Genomic DNA, 18153 nt, shown 5'->3' with positions numbered 1-18153 from the left:
AAATTTTATCGTGCAAAATGTAGCCAATTGTTTGCTACAAGCCCGCCACACCGGGATAATGCGCGCCACTCGGCCACAGCGCCACGCCAAGGTGGGTATCGCTCCAAGCATCCAGCCGCAGCGTTTCAAGGAAGCCCGCAGGGGCGGGAAGACACTCAGTGATCAACTTCAATATCGCTCAATGGCGCGCCTGGGCCCCGAGCCTCGAAAGCGTGTCCGACTGGCAGGCCTGGAGCCGCCAGCCTACGGTGCCAGCCGCGAGCGATGCGGCTCCCGATGTGTCGTTCCTGCCGGCCATGCAGCGCCGTCGTCTCAGCCGCCTGGCACGCATGGCGTTCAGCGTCGGCTGGCCACTGGCCGAGGGCCATGAGGCACTGCCCCTGGTATTCATTTCCCGCCACGGCGAAACCCCGCGCACGCTGGAAATCCTCAGCGACCTGGCCGCCGACCAGCCGCTCTCGCCCACCCAGTTCAGCCTCTCGGTGCATAACGCCATTATCGGCCTGTGGTCGATCATGCGCGGTGAAACCAGCGAAATGACCGCCCTGGCCGCCAATGGCGACGGTCTCGAGCACGGCATGCTGGAAGCCGCGGCGCTGCTCGCCGAGGGCGCGCCGGCGGTGCTGCTGGTGATCACCGAGGAACAGCCGCCCGAGGCCTACAGCCGCTGGATCGACGACGTGCCGTTCCCCTACGCCGTCGGCCTGCTGCTGACACCGGGCGATGACTGGCAGTTGTCCCTCGGGCGCTGCGAGGACCACGGCACCCGCGCCGAATGGCCCCATGCGCTGAACCTGGTACGAACCCTGCTCGGATCGCAAACCGCTTGCCAACACACATGGAAGACCCGTGCATGGAACTGGCAACGCCGAGCATGACCAGGCCCCGCGACGCCTATTACTGGCGCCTGCTGGCCACCGCCATCAGCTTTGCCCTGTTCGGCCTGGGCGGCCTGTGCCTGCGCCTGGTGATCTTCCCCCTGCTCGCCTGCCTGCCCGGCGACGCGCAACGCCAGCGCGAGCGGGCCAGACGCACGGTGAGCCGGCTGTTCTGGCTGTTCATCCGCTTCATGGCCCGCAGCGGTGTGCTGACCTATGAGGTCGAAGGCGCGGATCGGCTCGGGCGTCCCGGCCAGATGATCATCGCCAACCACCCGTCGCTGATCGACGTGGTGTTCCTCATCGGCCTGGTGCGCAACGCCAACTGCGTGGTCAAGCAGAGCCTCTGGCAAAACCCGTTCACCCGCGGGCCGGTGCGCTCCACCGAATACATCAGCAACGACGGCAGCATGGAGATGCTCGATACCGCCGTCGGTGCCCTGCAGGGTGGCCAGACCCTGATCATCTTCCCCGAAGGCACCCGGACCTCGCCCGGCACGGCACCGGCCTTTCATCGCGGCGCCGCCGCAATCGCCCTGCGCGGTGCGAGAATCATCACCCCTGTGGTGATCGAGGTCAGCCCCACCACCCTGACCAAGGCCGAACCCTGGTATCGCATCCCGCACCGCCGGGTGCACTTCAGTTTTCGTGTCGGGGCCGATATAGACCCACAGACCTTCGCCAGCCAGGGCCCCGCGCCCCAGGCTTCGCGCAAGCTCAACGATTTTCTGCATCATTACTTCATTAAGGAGCTCGCCACAGATGAGCGATCCAACAAGCGCCCTGCACCTTGAAATCAAGGAGCTGATCATCGAAGCCCTCGGCCTCGAAGACATCAGCGCCCAGGACATCGGCAACGAGCAGACGCTGTTCGGCGAAGGCCTGGGCCTGGACTCGGTGGACGCCCTCGAACTCGGCCTGGCCATCCAGAAACGCTACGGCATCAAGATCGACGCCGACGCCAAGGACACCCGTGACCATTTTTCCAGCGTGGCCAGCCTTGCGGCTTTCGTCACGGCAAAACAGGCAGCGTGAGACACCACCATGCAAACCCGTGAAGACATCTTCAATACCCTGCGCGATGCCCTGGTCGAACTGTTCGAACTCGAACCCGAGCGCGTCACCCTGGACAGCAACCTGTACCAGGACCTGGAAATCGACAGCATCGACGCCGTGGACCTGATCGATCACATCAAGCGCCAGACCGGCAAGAAGATCGCCGCCGAGGAATTCAAGGCGGTGCGCACCGTCAACGACGTGGTCGAGGCGGTATTCCGGCTGGTCCAGCCGGCCGCATGAGCCGACTGATCGGCCTGGGTCTGCTGCTGGCGGGCCTGCTGTACCCCTTCGCGGTGTATTTCGGCATGGAGCATTTCGCCCCCTGGCAGTTCGGGCTGTTGCTCGGCAGCCTGTGGCTGGCCCGTGCCCTGACCGGCGAACGCAAACCCGGCGGCTTGTGGATGGCCCTGTGCGCCATCGCCTTCTGCGGTTTACTGGGACTGTTGAACAGCCCGTCGCTGCTGCGCTGGTACCCGGTGCTGATCAGCGGCTTCATGCTCGGCCTGTTCGGCCTGAGCCTGAAGTTCGGCCCACCGGTGGCCGAACGCCTGGCGCGCCTGAGCGAGCCGGAACTGCCGGAAATGGCAATCCGCTATACCCGCCGGGTAACCCAGGTCTGGAGCCTGTTCTTTCTCTGTAACGGCCTGCTCGCCGCCGCCCTGACCCTCTGGGCACCGCTGAGCTGGTGGACGTTGTACAACGGCCTGATCGCCTATGGCCTGATGGGTCTGCTGTTTGCCATTGAATGGCTGATACGACAACGCGTAAGAGGCCGCGCATGAATTGGATAAACCTTGAGCAGTTGTTGCTCGGGATGCACGCCGGACGTGCCGTGACAATCGATCCGCCGCTGGACCACGCCCAGTTCAGCCAACGTGCCCTGCGCCTGGCCGCCGGCTTGCGCGAACGGAACGTGCAACGCCTGGCGCTGCACCTGGAGGATGCCGGGGAACTGGCTGTCGCCCTGTTCGGTGCCTGGCGCGCCGGCGTCGCCGTGCTGCTGTTGCCCGACCTGCAGGACCAGACCCGCCAACGCTGGGCCGCGCAAGTCGACCTCTGGCTGATCGACCATGCTGACCTCGCCGGTCTGCATGCCGAGCCATTGGAGCCGGCCACGCTGGATCCCGACCGGTGCCGCCTGAGCCTGTGCACTTCCGGCTCCAGCGGCGAGCCCAAGCTCATCGAAAAGAGCCTGCGCCAGCTGGCCAACGAAGTGCTGGCCCTGGAGCAGTTGTGGGGTGCCGACCTCGGCCAGGCCTGCATCATCGGCAGCGTCGCGGCCCAGCACATTTACGGCCTGCTGTTCCGCGTACTCTGGCCACTGTGCGCCGGCCGCACCTTCGTGCGCCGGCAACTGGCGTTCCCCGAGGACCTGCAACGCAGCAGCCGCGAGCACCCGCAGTTCGCCTGGGTTGCCAGCCCGGCGTTGCTCAAGCGTATGGGCGACAACCTCGACTGGCCGGCGCTGAGCGCGGTGCGCCGGGTGTTCTCTTCGGGCGGCGCACTGCCGCAAGAGGCTGCCGACAGCCTGCGGCAACGCCTGGGGCAATGGCCGACGGAAATCCTCGGCAGTTCGGAAACCGGCGGCATCGCCTGGCGCCAGGGCGATCGACTGTGGCGCCCGTTCGCCGATGTCCGCCTCAGCCAGGATGCCGATGGCGCCTTGCAGGTCGCCTCGCCGTACCTGCCGGTTGGTCATGTCGAACAGACCGCGGACGCGGCACGCTTCGAGGCCGATGGCCGCTTCGAACTGCTCGGCCGGCTCGACCGCATCGTCAAGCTGGAAGAAAAACGCATCTCCCTGCCAATGCTCGAACAGGCCCTGCTCGAACACCCCTGGGTCGCCGAGGCGCGGCTGGGGGTGGTGCAGGAAAATCGCGCCTATCTCGGCGCCCTGCTGGTGCTCTCCGCCAAGGGCCTGCACACCCTGCGCAACCAGGGCCGGCGCGCCTTGACCGAGGCCCTGCGCCAACACCTGCTCAAGCACTGTGAAGCCCTGGCACTGCCACGGCGCTGGCGGTTGCTACGGCAGATGCCGCTCAACGCCCAGGGCAAGCTGCCGCAGGCCGAGGTCCAGGCCCTGTTGCAGGCGCCACGGCCCAAATCGCCGGAAGTGCTCGGGCAAAGCGAAACCGACGGCGAATGGCTGCTGCAACTGGCCGTTCCGCCGGACCTGGCCTACTTCAGCGGGCACTTCCCGGTTACGCCGGTACTGCCCGGCGTGGTCCAGGTGGACTGGGCCCTGGAACTGAGTCGCGAACGGCTTGAGCTGCCAGCGAAATTCGCCGGCATGGAAGTGCTGAAGTTCCAGCAACTGGTACGCCCGGGCGACCAGATCGAGCTGAGCCTGCGCTTCGACCAGGCACGCGGCAAGCTCTACTTCGCCTTCCGCAACGGCGAGGCAGCCTGCTCCAGCGGGCGCATCGTGCTGGAGACGGCGCATGCATAAGCCGTGTGCGGTGATTCCGGTGTACAACCACGAGACGGCCGTGCCGGCGGTGGTCGCGGCCCTGCTGGCCGCCGGCCTGCCCTGCGTGCTGGTGGACGATGCCAGCAGCCCGGCCTGCGCCGCGGTGCTGGAGCGTCTGGCCGAGGGCGAGAACACCTTCCTGGTCAAGCTGCCGGTCAACCAGGGCAAGGGCGGCGCGGTGATGGCCGGCCTGCGCGAGGCTTCGCGGCGCGGCTTCAGCCATGCCCTGCAGGTGGACGCCGACGGTCAGCATGACCTGCAGGATGTCGCGACCTTTCTCGACACGTCCCGCAGCCATCCCGAAGCGCTGATCTGCGGCTATCCGCAGTACGACGAAAGCGTACCCAAGGGCCGTCTCTATGCCCGCTACCTGACCCACGTCTGGGTATGGATCAACAGCCTGTCGCTGCAGATTCCCGACTCCATGTGCGGCTTCCGGGTCTACCCGCTGCCACCGGTGCTGGCCCTGATCGACAGCGCGCGGATCGGCAAGCGCATGGACTTCGACCCGGAAATCCTCGTGCGCCTGGCCTGGCGCAACCAGCCGATGCGCTGGTTGCCGACCCGGGTCCACTACCCGCAGGACGGCCTGTCGCACTTCCGCCTGTTCCATGACAACGCGCTGATTTCCGGCATGCACACGCGGCTGTTCTTCGGCATGCTGCTGCGCCTGCCGAGCATCCTCTGGCAAAGGTGGCGGGCATGAGCGATACGCAGAAACACTGGGCCGACCACCAGGAGCGCGGCAGCTTCTGGCTGATGAAGCTCACCGCCTTCGGCGTCCGGGTGCTCGGCCGCCGGCTGCTCAGCCCGGTGCTGCATGGCATCGTCCTGTACTTCTTCCTGTTCGGCCGCAGTGCCCGGCACAGCGCCTGGCAATACCAGCAGCGCCTGGCGGCGTGGAGCGGCCGGAGCGTCCTGCTGCCGACCCGGATGAAGGTCTTCCGCCAGTTCATGGCCTTCGCCGATGCGCTGCTGGACAAGCTCGACGTGTGGAACGGCAAGCTGAGCATCGAGCAGATCGAGATCATCGACCCGGCCCGACTGCGCGACCAACTGCGCGGCGAGCGTGGGCAGATGCTGGTCGGTGCCCACCTGGGCAACCTGGAAGTCTGCCGTGCCCTGGCAGAACTGGGCGAAAAGGTCACCATGAACGTGCTGGTACACACCAAGCACGCCGAGCGTTTCAATCGCCTGCTGGGCGAGGCCGGCGCCACCAACCTGCGGCTGATCCAGGTCAGCGAGCTGGACCCGGCGATCATGCTGCAACTGAGCCAGCGCCTGGACCGTGGCGAGTGGCTGGCGATTGCCGGTGACCGCGTCCCCCTGCACGGCGGGCGCAATGTGCGGGTGGACTTCCTCGGTCACCCGGCGGCTTTCCCCCAGGGGCCCTGGCTGCTGGCCGGCCTGCTGAAATGCCCGGTCAACCTGCTGTTCTGCCTGAAGCTTGGGGGCCGCTACCACATCACCCTCGAACCCTTCGCCGAAGCCGTGCAATGGAAGCGTGGCGACCGCGAGCAGGTCATCGCCCAATGGACCGCCCGCTATGCCGAGCGCCTGGGCCAGTACTGCCTGCAAGCGCCCCAACAATGGTTCAATTTCTACCCCTTCTGGAAGACCGATGACAACGCATCCGCTTGAGCCGGTAACCTTCGGCGAACTCCCGCTGCGCATCGAAGACGTGCTGGCACTGGCCAATCGTCAGGTGCCGACGCAACTGCAAAACGACCCGGCCTACCGCCAGCGCATCGCCAAGGGCGCGCAGTTCCTTGACTCGCTGCTGGACAAGGAAGGCGTGATCTATGGCGTCACCACCGGCTACGGCGACTCCTGCGTGGTCGCGGTGCCGCTGCAGCACGTCGAGGCGCTGCCGCGTCATCTCTACACCTTCCACGGCTGTGGCCTGGGCAAGCTGCTTGATCCGCAGGCCACCCGCGCCGTGCTCGCCGCCCGCCTGCAGTCGCTGTGCCACGGGGTTTCCGGGGTACGGGTGGAGCTGCTGGAGCGCCTGCAGGCGTTTCTCGACCAGGACATCCTGCCGCTGATTCCCGAGGAAGGTTCGGTGGGCGCCAGCGGTGACCTGACGCCACTGTCCTATGTGGCCGCGACCTTGTCCGGCGAGCGCGAAGTACTGTTGCGTGGCGAGCGCCGCCTGGCCAGCGACGTGCATCGCGAACTGGGCTGGGACCCGCTGGTCCTGCGGCCCAAGGAAGCCCTGGCACTGATGAACGGCACCGCGGTGATGACCGGTCTGGCCTGCCTGGCGTTCGCCCGCGCCGACTACCTGTTGCGCCTGGCGACCCGCATCACCGCGCTGAACGTCGTCGCGCTGCAGGGCAACCCGGAGCACTTCGACGAGCGCCTGTTCGCCGCCAAGCCGCATCCGGGGCAGATGCAGGTCGCCACCTGGCTGCGCCAGGACCTGGCGATCGACGCGCCGACCGCGCCGCTGCATCGCCTGCAGGACCGCTACTCGCTGCGCTGCGCACCGCATGTGCTCGGCGTGCTGGCCGACAGCCTGGGCTGGCTGCGCGGCTTCATCGAGACCGAACTGAACAGCGCCAACGACAACCCGATCATCGACGCCGAGCAAGAGCGCGTCCTGCATGGTGGGCACTTCTACGGTGGGCACATCGCCTTCGCCATGGACAGCCTGAAGAACCTGGTGGCCAACGTCGCCGACCTGCTGGACCGCCAGCTCGCCCTGCTGGTGGACGTGCGCTACAACCACGGCCTGCCGAGCAACCTGTCCGGCTCCGGCAGCGAGCGTGCCATGCTCAACCACGGCTTCAAGGCCGTGCAGATCGGTGCCAGCGCCTGGACCGCCGAGGCGCTGAAAAACACCCTGCCGGCGAGCGTGTTTTCCCGTTCAACCGAATGCCACAACCAGGATAAGGTCAGCATGGGTACCATCGCCGCCCGCGACGCAATCCGCGTGCTGGAGCTGACCGAGCAGGTCGCCGCCGCCACCCTGCTGGCTGCCAACCAGGGTGTCTGGCTGCGCAGCCGGGAAGCCGAGGCCCGCCCACTGCCGCCGGCACTGGCCGCCATGCACGAAGAACTGGCCCGGGACTTCCCGCCACTGATCGAGGATCGCGCCCTGGAAAGCGAACTGCGCCTGTGCCTGCAACGCATCGGCGAACAACACTGGAGGCTGCATGCGTAGTCGTGGCGTGCTGCACGTCGATACGGAGATCCTCGTGCCGTTCTTCGACGTCGATACCATGCACGTGGTCTGGCACGGCCACTACGTGAAGTACCTGGAAGTCGCCCGCTGCGCGCTGCTGGACCATATCGGCCACAACTACGTGCAGATGCGCGAGTCCGGCTACGCCTGGCCGGTGATCGACCTGCAACTGCGCTACGTGCGCGGCGCGGTGTTCGGCCAGAAGATCAACGTGCGGGCCGACCTGGTGGAATGGGAAAACCGCCTGAAGGTGAACTACCTGATCACCGACCTCACCAGCGGCGAGCGCCTGACCCGTGCCAGCACGGTGCAGGTCGCGGTACACATCGAGAGCCGCGAAATGCAGCTGGCTTCACCCAGGGTCTTCGTCGACGCGGTCGAAAAGGTGCTTGCATGAATATCCTGAAGTACCTGCCCTGCGGGAGCGTGCGAGGCTGGCTGCTGTTGTTGTGCCTGGTGCTTTGCGCAAAGGCCGCGGCCTTCGACCTGCAACAGTTGAGCGAGCAGTTGGCCAAGCCCTCGGTGATCCACGGCAGCTTCACTCAGGAAAAACACCTGCGCGCCCTGCCGCAGCCGCTGACCAGCAAGGGCACCTTCGTCCTCGCCAGGGACCATGGCCTGCTGTGGCTGCTCAAGACCCCGCTGCAACAGGACTACCGCATCACCGCCAAGGGCATCGCGAGACGCGACGCCAGCGGCTGGCAGATGGTCCCGAACAAGAGCGCCGGGGCCGAGCAGAACCGCCTGTTCATGGCCGTGCTGCAAGGTGACAGCAGCGGCCTGCAGCGCGACTTCGAACTGCAACTGCAAGGCCAGGCGAACGACTGGAAGCTGACCCTGACGCCACGCTCGGTGCTGCTCAAGCAGATCTTCACCCGCATCAATATCGATGGCGGCGCCCTGGTGCAACGTATCGAGCTGCTGGAGACCCAGGGCGACAGCACCGTCCTGCGCATGCAGGACAGCACTGCGAGCCAACCCCTGAGCGAAGCGGAGCAGCATGACTTTGCCGAGTGAACGCCTGCTGCCGCGCCTGTTTCTGATCCTGCTGCTGGCCGTGCTCGCCCTCGCCGGCTGGCAGTGGCGGCACAGTGCACCGCTGTCGGCGAACCTGATGGAACTGGTGCCGGGCTCCTCGCCCGATGCGCTGGAGCTCAAGGCCGAACAGCGCATGCAGGAACCGCTGAACCGGGAAATGCTGGTGCTGGTCGGCCACGCCGATCGCCAGCAGGCCATCGCCAAGGCCCGCCAGTTGGGTGAGCGCTGGCAAGCCAGCGGCCTGTTCGAAAAGGTTCAGTGGGATCTGCAGGCCGACCTGCCGGCCCTGCGCGAGCAACTGCTACGGGGCCGCCTGGCGATGCTCTCGACGAAAGACCGCCGGCAGTTGATCGATGACCCGGCGGCGTTCATCCAGCAGCGGGTGCAAACCCTGTTCGATCCGTTCGCCGGCTTCAGCCTGGTGCCAAGCGAGAACGACTGGCTCGGCTTGACCGGGCGCATCCAGAACAGCCAGCCACAGCGTGGCGCGGTGCAGCTGGACATCGGCAGCGGTGCCCTGGTCGCCGATGCCGATGGCAAGAGCTGGGTGCTGCTGCGGGCCCGGACCACCGGCAACGCCTTCGACATGAAGCTGCCGTTGCAAGTGGCCGAACTGCTCAAGCAGAGCCGCGAGCAGGCGAGCCAGAACGATGTGCAATTGCTGGCCGCCAGCGGCCTGCTGTACGCCGCCAGTGGCCAGCAGCAGGCGACCCGGGAAATCACCTGGGTCGGCGGCGGCGCCACGCTGGGCATCCTGCTGCTGTTGCTGCTGGCGTTCCGCCGCTGGCGCGTGCTGCTGGCGTTCGTGCCAGTGCTGGTGGGCATGCTGTTCGGTGCCGTGGCCTGCGTGGCCTTCTTCGGCCGCATGCACGTGATGACCCTGGTGCTGGGTTCCAGCCTGATCGGCGTCGCGGTGGATTATCCGCTGCACTACCTGTCCAAGAGCTGGAGCCTCAAGCCCTGGCACAGCTGGCCGGCCCTGCGCATGACCCTCTGTGGCCTGAGCCTGAGCCTGGTGACCAGTTGCATCGGCTACCTGGCCCTGGCCTGGACCCCCTTCCCGGCGCTGACCCAGATCGCGGTGTTCTCCGCCGCCGGCCTGCTCGGCGCCTACCTGACCGCGGTGTGCCTGTTGCCGGCATTGCTCAAGGGTGCCGACCTGCGCCCGGCCCAGTGGCCGCTCAAGGTCTGCGAGGCGCTGCTGGCGCTGCGCGAGAAGCTCTTGCAGAAACTCGGCAGCCCCGTGCTGCTGGGCCTGCTGATGTTGTTCTGTGCCGCCGGCCTGTGGCAACTGGGCACGAAAAACGACATCCGCCAGTGGGTCGGCGCACCACCCCAATTGCAGGCCGAGGCCCAGGCCATTGCACGGATCACCGGCTACCAGCCGACCAGCCAGTTCTTCCTCGTCCGCGCCGCCGACCAGCAGCAGTTGCTGGAGCGCCAGACGGCCCTGGTCAAGCGCCTCGGGCAACTGGTGAGCCTGGACAAGCTGCAGGGCTACCTGTCGCTGAACCAACTGGTCAGCCTGCCCAGCGAGCAACAGCGCCTGCGTGATTCGCTCCAGCAACTGCCACGGTACTGGCAGCCGCTGCTCGACCTCGGCGTCCCGCTGGCGGCCCTTCAGAAGGAGCTGGCCGAACTCCAGGCCCTGCCGGTCGAGGATATCGACAGTGCCCTCGCCGGCCCCCTTGGCGAACCCTGGCGGGTGCTCTGGCTCGGCCCCTACGCCGACGGCGTGGCCGGCATGGTCAGCCTGCAGGGCCTGAACAACGCCGAGCTGCTGCGCATCCAGGCGATGGACCTGCCAGGCGTGCAACTGGTGGATCGCCTCGGCGACCTGAACAAGGTGTTCGCCGCCACGCAGATCAGCGCGGCGGAACTGAAACTGGCTTCCTGCGTGCTGATCGTGCTGTTGCTGATCCTGCCGTTCGGCCTCGGCGGCGCGTTGCGTATCGTCGCCCTGCCGCTGCTGGCGGCGCTGTGCAGCCTGGCCAGCCTTGGCTGGCTGGGGCAACCGCTGACCCTGTTCAGCCTGTTCGGCCTGCTGCTGGTCACGGCCATCAGCGTCGATTACGCCATCCTCATGCGCGAACGGATCGGCGGTGCGGCGGTCAGCCTGCTGGGCACCCTGCTGGCGGCGCTGACCACCTGGCTGTCGTTCGGCCTGCTGGCGATTTCCAGTACGCCGGCGGTGAGCAACTTCGGCCTGTCGGTCAGCCTCGGCCTGGCCTTCAGCTTCCTGCTCGCCCCCTGGGCCGGGCAGCAGCATCATGCGACCACGGACAAGGAAGGCGCATCATGTTGACCCTGCTGTTCTGGGGCATGGCGCTGGCCGCATTCGCCGTGGCGACCCGCATCGGCCGCCGGTTCGGCCTGGTGCCGATCGTCAGCCAGTTGCTGCTGGCAACATTCGGCCTGCCGCTGCTGATGCTGTTCTGGATCGAGCCGCACTGGCAGTTGGGCGGCGCCGCGCTGGTCGCTCCCGACTGGCTCAGGATCGTCTACGGTTGCGCCTTCGCGCTGGTGCTGGGAAACATCCTCGGCGATGTGATCGAACTGAAGCTGGACCGCGACAGCCTGAAGATCGCCCTGCCGAGCTTCGGCGTACCATTCGCCTGCGGGCTGGCCTGCGCCGTCTGGCTGCTGCCGGAACAGCACTGGCTCAATACCCTGGCGATCGGCCTGGTGTTCGCCATCACCGCGATCCCGGTGCTGTACCTCTATCTCAAGCACATCGGCTACCCGCCCGGCGCCACCCGGCGCCTGGTGCAGGCCGCGATCCTGATCGACCTGGCCTGCTGGACCCTGTTCGGCCTGGCCCAGGGCAGCCTGCACCTGGGCAGCCTATTGCTGCCGCTGGGCGGGCCCTGTTGCCACTGCTCCTGTACGGCTGCCGGATTCGCCAGCCGCTGGTCCACAGCCTGGGCTTCTTCGCGCTGCTGGTGCTGGCCGAGCACTTCAAGCTCAACGCGCTGATCCTCGGCATCGGCTACCTGTTCTGCATGGCCTGGCTCAGGGTGCCGCTGGTACCGCCGCTGAAGGCCACGTGGATGGAGCGCCTGCACACCGGCCTGGCGATTCCGCTGATCCTCACCTTCGGCATCGTGCAGATCAACGTGCACAGCGCCCTGGGCAGCCTGAGCCTGGTGCAGTTCGTCGCGCTGCTGGTGGTCCCGGTCGCCAGCAAGCTGCTGGGCAACTGGCTGGGCCTGGGCTGGGCCGGCAGTTCCTTTCCCGGTGCCAGCCGCTGGAAGGAAAGCCTGCTGCTCAACATTCGCGGCTTGAGCGAGATCGTTTTCCTCAACCTGCTCCTGCAACAACAACTGATCAGCCCGGCGCTGTACTTCGCGCTGATGCTGATGGGCCTGCTCGCCACCCTGCTGCCGGCGTTGGCGGCCTGAACCGAATTCCCTTGAATAGCGCCGAGACCGGCAAGGAGCCCGTGTGCCAATGACTGAAATGGAACGCCGTGAGGTGCTGGTGATCGGCGCCGGCCCCTCCGGTGCGATTGCCGCCGCCCTGCTCAAGCGCAATGGTCACGATGTACTGATCGTCGAGCGCCAGCACTTCCCGCGTTTTTCCATTGGCGAGAGCCTGCTGTCCCACTGCCTGGACTTCGTCGAGGAAGCCGGGATGCTCGACGCCGTCAATGCCGCCGGCTTCCAGCTGAAGAACGGCGCGGCCTTCGCCTGGGGCGAGCGCTACAGCGCCTTCGACTTCGGCAAGACCTTCAGCAACGGCAAGCCGACCACCTTCCAGGTGCAGCGGGCCGACTTCGACAAGCTGCTGGCGGATCAGGCCGCCCTGCAGGGCGTGGAAATCCGCTATGGCGAGGAAATCGTCGGGGCCGATTTCGAGCGGCCGCAGCCACAGTTGCAGGTCCGTCGCGAAGACGGCAGCGAATATCGGCTCGAAGCCCGTTTCGTTCTCGATGCCAGCGGCTACGGACGCGTGCTGCCGCGCCTGCTGGACCTGGAGGCACCCTCGGGCTTTCCGGTGCGCCAGGCAGTGTTCACCCACATCGAGGACCGCATCGACCATCCCGGCTTCGAGCGGGAGAAGATCCTCATCACCACCCACCCGGAAAAGCGCGACATCTGGTTCTGGACCATCCCGTTCAGCAACGGCCGCTGCTCCCTCGGCGTGGTGGCCGATGCCAGCCACTTCGCCGGCCGCGACGACGACCTGGATGCCTGCCTGAAAGGTTTCGTCGCCGAGACGCCGAGCCTGCAGCGCGTACTGCAGAACGCCGAGTGGGACACCCCGGCACGGGCCATCGGCGGCTACTCGGCCAACGTCAAGAGCCTGCACGGCCCGGGCTACGCGCTGCTGGGCAACGCGGCGGAGTTCCTCGACCCGGTGTTCTCCTCCGGCGTGACCATCGCCATGCGCTCGGCCAGCATGGCCGCCGGCCTGCTGCATCGGCAGTTGCAGGGCGAAAGCGTCGACTGGCAGAGCCAGTTCGCCGAGCCGCTGAAACGCGGGGTCGACACGTTCCGTTGCTACGTCGAAGGCTGGTACGCCGGGACCTTCCAGGATGTCATCTACCATCCCGGCAGCTCGGAGGAGATCCGCGCCATGATCAGCTCGATCCTCGCCGGCTATGCCTGGGACGAGCGCAACCCCTTTGTCAGTGAGCCCAAGCGCCGGCTGCGGATGCTCTCGGAAATCTGTGCGAGCACCCCGGCATGAGCAATCAGTACCTGAGCGACACCTACGTCGAGGAAACCCGTTTCGGCTTCTGGTTCCTGCGCAGCCACACCTGGCAGCACCATGTGCTGCGCGTGGCGATCAACGACCTGCGACGGCTGTTCAGCGAGGAGCTGCCGAAAAACCCGGTGCTGCTCGATGCCGGCTGCGGCCAGGGCAAGTCCTTCCAGTACCTGCAGCAGGTGTTCGCCCCGCAACGGCTGATCGGCCTCGATGCCGACCCGCACAGCCTGCAACTGGCCGCCGAGGAAGCCCGGCGGCGCACTATCGATATCGAACTGATCGGCAGCGACTGTGCGACCCTGGACGTGGCCTCCGAGAGCGTCGATATCCTGTTCTGCCACCAGACCTTCCACCACCTGGTCCAGCAGGACCGGGCCCTGGCCGAGTTCCATCGGGTGCTCAAGCCGGGCGGCTACCTGCTGTTCGCCGAGTCCACCGAGGCCTACATCGACACCTGGGTGATCCGCTGGCTGTTCCGCCATCCGATGCATGTGCAGAAAAGCGCCGCGCAGTACCTGGACATGATTCGCGACCAGGGCTTCGAGTTCGCCGAGCAGAACGTCTCGTACCCCTACCTGTGGTGGAGCCGGGCCAAGGACTTCGGCCTGCTCGAACGCCTGCGCCTGAAGAGCCCGCCGCCCTTCGGCCAGCGCGAGGAAACCCTGGTCAACGTGGTTGCCCGCAAACCCCTGGCAGGTCGTGACGAATGATACGTGCACTGTTGCTGGGCTGCTTCCTGCTGCTGGGCGCCTGCGCCAGCCGCCTGCCGCTGCCCACACACACACCGACCCTGGCCCTGCCGTTGCAACTGCTGGTCGAGCGCCAGCAGGACGGCCTGCGCCAGGACTGGCTGCTGGTGATCCAGCGCGAGGCCGGTGGCCTGCGCTGGTCGCTGATGGACCCGCTGGGTATCCCCCTGGCGCGCCAGCTCCTGCAAGACGGTGACTGGCACGCCGACGGCCTGCTGCCACCCAACCCGCAGGCCCGCGAACTGTTCGCCGCACTGCTGTTCGCACTGACGCCGCAGGCCGAGCTGGCGGACAATTATCCGACGGCCCGCCAGCAGGCCGGGCAGCGGGCACTGGGCGAGCAGTGGCGGGTCAGTTATCGCCAGCCGTTGTTCTTCCGTCTCGACCTGCCGCAAGGTCTGCACTACAGCATCAGCCCGTTGAACGAGAGCGCGCCATGACCGCCTACCTGAATGCCCTCGGCCTGATCTGCGCCCTGGGCCGCGACAAGCAGGAAGTCGCACGCAACCTGTTCGCCGGCGACTGCGCAGGGGTTCGCGCCGAAACCGGCTGGGTCCCGGAACGCGCCTTGCCGGTCGCGGCCGTGCGCGGCGAACTGGTGGCCTTGCCCAGTGAACTGAGCGACCAGCACAGCCGCAACAACCAGTTGCTGATGGAGGCCACCCTGCAGATCGCCGAGCCGATCCGACAGGCCATCGCCACCTATGGCCGCGAGCGCATCGGCATCGTCCTGGGCACCAGCACCTCCGGCATCGACGAAGCCAGCCGCGGTATCGCCAGCTATCTGCGTGACCAGCAGTTCCCCGCCGACTACGACTACCGGCAACAGGAACTCGGTGCCCCGGCCAGTTTCCTCGCCGACTGGCTGCAACTGGACGGCCCGGCCTATGTGATCTCCACCGCCTGCACCTCCAGCGCCCGCGCCCTGATGAGTGCCCAGCGCCTGCTCGACCTGGGCCTGTGCGACGCCGTGCTGTGCGGCGGTGTCGACAGCCTGTGCAAACTGACCCTCAACGGTTTCAGTGCACTGGAGGCGGTGTCGGAGCGACGCTGCAACCCGTTCTCGGTGAACCGCAACGGCATCAATATCGGCGAAGCCGCCGTGCTGTTCCTGATGACCCGCCAGGCCAGCGAGACGCATTCGATCGCCCTGCTCGGTGCCGGCGCCAGTTGCGACGCCTACCACATTTCCGCACCGGAGCCGGCCGGCAAGGGTGCCCGGCAAGCCATGAGCAAGGCGCTGCGCCAGGCCGGCGTGCAACCGCAGGAGATCGCCTACCTGAACCTGCACGGCACCGCGACCCAGCACAACGATGCCATGGAAAGCCTGGCGGTGGCCGGCCTTTTCCCCGGCAAGCTGCCCTGCTCCTCGACCAAGCCCATGACCGGCCACACCCTCGGTGCCGCCGGGGCGCTGGAGGCGGCGTTCTGCTGGCTGAGCCTGAGCGCCGAGAACCCGCAGGGTGCCCTGCCGCCGCACATCTGGGACGGCCAGCCCGACCCGGCGTTGCCGGCGCTGCACTGGGCCGGCCCACAGGACCGGCTCGACCCCACGACCCCACGCCGGCTGATGAGCAACTCGTTTGCCTTCGGCGGCAACAACGTCAGCCTGATTATCGGAGACGCCCCATGATCGATTGGCCGCTCGCCGAATTGCTGCCCCACGCCGCAGACATGATCCTCATCGATCAGGTCCTGGCCTTCGATGAAGAGCAGATTCACACCCGTCTCACCGTGCGCCCCGGTGGCCTGTTCAACCGGGAGGACGGCAGCCTGCCGGCCTGGGTCGGCATCGAACTGATGGCCCAGAGCGTGGCCGCCTATGCCGGCTGCCGTGCCCGCAGCGAGGGCCGTCCGGTGGAACTGGGGTTCCTGCTCGGTACCCGCAAGTTCGAATGCAACGTCGAACAGTTCCCCCAGGGCAGCGAACTGACCATCCATGCCCAGCGCTCCCTGGAGGACGACAACGGCATGGGAGTATTCGAATGCCACCTCAGTGGTCCGGCCATCCAGGCCTCGGCGCGCCTGAACGTGTTCCGTCCGCCCCAGGCCGCCGACTATCTCAACGAATCACAGGAATCCAGCCATGACTGAATCCATTCTGGTTACCGGCTCCAGCCGTGGCATCGGCCGTGCTATCGCCCTGCGCCTGGCCCAGGCCGGTTATGACCTGGTGCTGCACTGCCGCAGCGGTCGCGCCGAGGCGGACGCCGTGCAGGCCGAAATCCAGGCCCTGGGCCGCAACGCCCGGGTGCTGCAGTTCGACGTGTCCGAGCGGGAAACCTGCCGGACGATTCTCGAAGCCGACGTCGAGGCCCACGGTGCCTACTATGGCGTGGTGCTCAACGCCGGCCTGACCCGCGACGGCGCCTTCCCGGCCCTCTCGGACGATGACTGGGACCAGGTGCTGCGCACCAACCTCGACGGTTTCTACAATGTGCTGCACCCGCTGATGATGCCGATGATCCGCCGCCGCGCGCCGGGTCGGGTGGTCTGCATCACCTCGGTCTCCGGGCTGATCGGCAACCGTGGCCAGGTCAACTACAGCGCCTCGAAAGCCGGCCTGATCGGCGCGGCCAAAGCCCTGGCGATCGAGTTGGGCAAGCGCAGGATCACCGTCAACTGCGTGGCCCCGGGGCTGATCGACACCGCCATGCTCGATGAAAATGTCCCGGTCGAAGAACTGCTGAAGATGATCCCCGCGCAGCGCATGGGCACCCCGGAAGAAGTCGCCGGTGCGGTGAACTTCCTCATGTCCGCGGAAGCTGCCTATATCACCCGGCAGGTTCTGGCCGTCAACGGAGGCCTGTGCTGATGAAACGCGTCGTCGTCACCGGCATGGCCGGCATCACCTCGCTGGGCAGCGACTGGGCCAGTATCGAGGCCAACTTCCGCGCCGGCCGCAGCGGTATCCGGCGCATGGACGAATGGAACCGCTTCAGCGAACTCAATACGCGCCTGGCCGGACCGGTGGATGACTACGCGGTGCCGTCCCACTGGACCCGCAAGCAGTTGCGCAGCATGGGCCGGGTCTCGCGCTTCGCCGTCGGTGCCGCCGAAATGGCCCTGGCCGACGCCGGCCTGCTCGGCAACGAAATCATTCGCGATGGGCGCATGGGCGTCGCCTGCGGTTCGTCCACCGGCAGCACCGACGAGATCAAGGCCTTCGGCATGATGCTGATCAACTCGGTGGCCGAGGGACTCAACGCCAACTCCTACGTGCGCATGATGCCCCACACCACCGCAGCCAACATCAGCATCTTCTTCGGCCTCACAGGCCGCCTGATCCCCACCTCCAGCGCCTGCACCAGCGGCAGCCAGGGCATCGGCTATGCCTATGAGGCGATCAAGTTCGGTCGCCTGCCGATGATGCTCGCCGGCGGCGCGGAAGAACTGTGCGCCACCGAAGCCATGGTGTTCGATGCGCTCTACGCCACCAGCCTGAAGAACGATGCCCCGCACACCAGCCCACGTCCCTACGACAGCGGCCGCGACGGCCTGGTGATCGGCGAGGGGGGCGGCATGCTGGTGCTCGAGGAGTTGGAACATGCCCTGGCGCGCGGCGCGCATATCCATGCGGAAATCGTCGGTTTCGGCAGCAATGCCGACGGCCAGCACGCGACCCGTCCGGAACAGGCCACCATGCGCCGGGCCATGGAACTGGCGCTGGAGGACGCCGGGCTCGCCCCGGAGGCCATCGGCTATGTGAACGGCCACGGCACCGCCACCGAACAGGGCGATATCGCCGAGACGCTGGCGACCCAGAGCCTGTTCGGCAGCCGCATGCCCATCAGTTCGCAAAAGAGCTTCCTCGGCCACACCCTCGGCGCCTGTGGCGCGCTGGAGTCCTGGTTCAGCATCGAGATGATGAACCGCGACAGCTACGTGCACACCCTCAACCTCGACCAGGTCGACCCGCAATGCGCCGAGCTGGACTACCTGCGCGGCGAGTTCCGGCAGATGAGCAACGAGTACGTGATGAACAACAACTTCGCCTTCGGCGGCGTGAACACCTCGCTGGTGTTCCGTCGCTGGTCCTGATTCTTACCCCACTGGAGA

19 protein-coding genes and 1 pseudogene are annotated in these 18153 nt (G+C 66.7%); all 20 read left to right on the top strand.

Annotated elements, in window-relative coordinates; genetic code table 11:
• Nucleotides 1-158: 158 nt before the first annotated feature.
• The 20 genes and pseudogenes from ACZ5KU_RS02215 to ACZ5KU_RS02120 all read left to right on the top strand — a co-directional run bounded on the left by ACZ5KU_RS02215 (nt 159) and on the right by ACZ5KU_RS02120 (nt 18135).
• Nucleotides 159-878: a beta-ketoacyl synthase chain length factor gene (locus ACZ5KU_RS02215; RefSeq protein WP_464736788.1), complete on the top strand. Its 720-nt coding sequence runs from the start codon at nt 159-161 to the stop codon at nt 876-878.
• Nucleotides 854-1672, top strand: coding sequence for a lysophospholipid acyltransferase family protein (locus tag ACZ5KU_RS02210; RefSeq protein WP_054060674.1), 819 nt, complete (start codon nt 854-856; stop codon nt 1670-1672). Before ACZ5KU_RS02215 ends, ACZ5KU_RS02210 begins: the two co-directional genes overlap by 25 nt.
• Nucleotides 1641-1913, top strand: coding sequence for a phosphopantetheine-binding protein (locus ACZ5KU_RS02205; protein ID WP_017903727.1), 273 nt, complete (start codon nt 1641-1643; stop codon nt 1911-1913). The genes ACZ5KU_RS02210 and ACZ5KU_RS02205 overlap by 32 nt, the downstream gene beginning before the upstream one ends.
• A 9-nt stretch (nt 1914-1922) precedes the next feature.
• Entirely contained in the window at nt 1923-2177 is a 255-nt protein-coding gene (locus tag ACZ5KU_RS02200; RefSeq protein ID WP_054060673.1) for an acyl carrier protein, read from the top strand.
• Complete coding sequence (locus ACZ5KU_RS02195; RefSeq protein WP_464736787.1) at nt 2174-2719, top strand: COG4648 family protein; 546 nt, start codon at nt 2174-2176, stop codon at nt 2717-2719. Before ACZ5KU_RS02200 ends, ACZ5KU_RS02195 begins: the two co-directional genes overlap by 4 nt.
• On the top strand, nt 2716-4386 hold the full coding sequence (locus ACZ5KU_RS02190) for an ApeI family dehydratase (RefSeq protein WP_416771450.1): 1671 nt from the start codon (nt 2716-2718) through the stop codon (nt 4384-4386). The genes ACZ5KU_RS02195 and ACZ5KU_RS02190 overlap by 4 nt, the downstream gene beginning before the upstream one ends.
• Complete coding sequence (locus ACZ5KU_RS02185; protein WP_416771448.1) at nt 4379-5113, top strand: glycosyltransferase family 2 protein; 735 nt, start codon at nt 4379-4381, stop codon at nt 5111-5113. The genes ACZ5KU_RS02190 and ACZ5KU_RS02185 overlap by 8 nt, the downstream gene beginning before the upstream one ends.
• Nucleotides 5110-6048: an LpxL/LpxP family acyltransferase gene (locus tag ACZ5KU_RS02180; RefSeq protein WP_464736786.1), complete on the top strand. Its 939-nt coding sequence runs from the start codon at nt 5110-5112 to the stop codon at nt 6046-6048. Before ACZ5KU_RS02185 ends, ACZ5KU_RS02180 begins: the two co-directional genes overlap by 4 nt.
• On the top strand, nt 6029-7573 hold the full coding sequence (locus ACZ5KU_RS02175; protein ID WP_054062095.1) for an HAL/PAL/TAL family ammonia-lyase: 1545 nt from the start codon (nt 6029-6031) through the stop codon (nt 7571-7573). The genes ACZ5KU_RS02180 and ACZ5KU_RS02175 overlap by 20 nt, the downstream gene beginning before the upstream one ends.
• Nucleotides 7566-7991 carry an acyl-CoA thioesterase gene (locus tag ACZ5KU_RS02170; protein WP_464736785.1) on the top strand — a complete coding sequence of 142 codons (426 nt, stop codon included), beginning with the start codon at nt 7566-7568 and terminating at the stop codon, nt 7989-7991. The genes ACZ5KU_RS02175 and ACZ5KU_RS02170 overlap by 8 nt, the downstream gene beginning before the upstream one ends.
• Entirely contained in the window at nt 7988-8611 is a 624-nt protein-coding gene (locus tag ACZ5KU_RS02165; protein ID WP_054060930.1) for an outer membrane lipoprotein carrier protein LolA, read from the top strand. The genes ACZ5KU_RS02170 and ACZ5KU_RS02165 overlap by 4 nt, the downstream gene beginning before the upstream one ends.
• Nucleotides 8595-10937 carry an MMPL family transporter gene (locus ACZ5KU_RS02160; protein ID WP_464736784.1) on the top strand — a complete coding sequence of 781 codons (2343 nt, stop codon included), beginning with the start codon at nt 8595-8597 and terminating at the stop codon, nt 10935-10937. Before ACZ5KU_RS02165 ends, ACZ5KU_RS02160 begins: the two co-directional genes overlap by 17 nt.
• Nucleotides 10931-12090, top strand: a pseudogene (locus tag ACZ5KU_RS02155) (cation:proton antiporter). Before ACZ5KU_RS02160 ends, ACZ5KU_RS02155 begins: the two are co-directional and overlap by 7 nt.
• The gene (locus ACZ5KU_RS02150) at nt 12083-13324 is read left to right on the top strand and encodes an NAD(P)/FAD-dependent oxidoreductase (protein WP_054060927.1); all 1242 of its coding nucleotides are present in this window, start codon (nt 12083-12085) and stop codon (nt 13322-13324) included. The pseudogene ACZ5KU_RS02155 and the gene ACZ5KU_RS02150 overlap by 8 nt, the downstream one beginning before the upstream one ends.
• Nucleotides 13321-14055: a class I SAM-dependent methyltransferase gene (locus ACZ5KU_RS02145; protein WP_054062092.1), complete on the top strand. Its 735-nt coding sequence runs from the start codon at nt 13321-13323 to the stop codon at nt 14053-14055. Before ACZ5KU_RS02150 ends, ACZ5KU_RS02145 begins: the two co-directional genes overlap by 4 nt.
• Entirely contained in the window at nt 14052-14534 is a 483-nt protein-coding gene (locus tag ACZ5KU_RS02140; RefSeq protein ID WP_054062091.1) for a DUF3261 domain-containing protein, read from the top strand. Before ACZ5KU_RS02145 ends, ACZ5KU_RS02140 begins: the two co-directional genes overlap by 4 nt.
• Nucleotides 14531-15727, top strand: a complete 1197-nt coding sequence (locus tag ACZ5KU_RS02135; RefSeq protein WP_054060924.1) for a beta-ketoacyl-[acyl-carrier-protein] synthase family protein — start codon at nt 14531-14533, stop codon at nt 15725-15727. Before ACZ5KU_RS02140 ends, ACZ5KU_RS02135 begins: the two co-directional genes overlap by 4 nt.
• A complete protein-coding gene (locus ACZ5KU_RS02130) occupies nt 15724-16188 on the top strand; it encodes a hotdog family protein (RefSeq protein ID WP_464736783.1) in 465 nt (154 codons plus the stop codon). Before ACZ5KU_RS02135 ends, ACZ5KU_RS02130 begins: the two co-directional genes overlap by 4 nt.
• Nucleotides 16181-16909: a 3-oxoacyl-ACP reductase FabG gene (gene fabG / locus ACZ5KU_RS02125; protein ID WP_054060922.1), complete on the top strand. Its 729-nt coding sequence runs from the start codon at nt 16181-16183 to the stop codon at nt 16907-16909. Before ACZ5KU_RS02130 ends, fabG begins: the two co-directional genes overlap by 8 nt.
• Nucleotides 16909-18135, top strand: coding sequence for a beta-ketoacyl-ACP synthase (locus ACZ5KU_RS02120; RefSeq protein ID WP_017903710.1), 1227 nt, complete (start codon nt 16909-16911; stop codon nt 18133-18135). The genes fabG and ACZ5KU_RS02120 overlap by 1 nt, the downstream gene beginning before the upstream one ends.
• Nucleotides 18136-18153: the final 18 nt, after the last annotated feature.

This window comes from Pseudomonas sp. Tof1 (assembly GCF_055390395.1).
The sequence above is the reverse complement of the archived record's forward strand: the minus strand, read 5'-3'. Positions and strand labels throughout refer to the sequence as shown.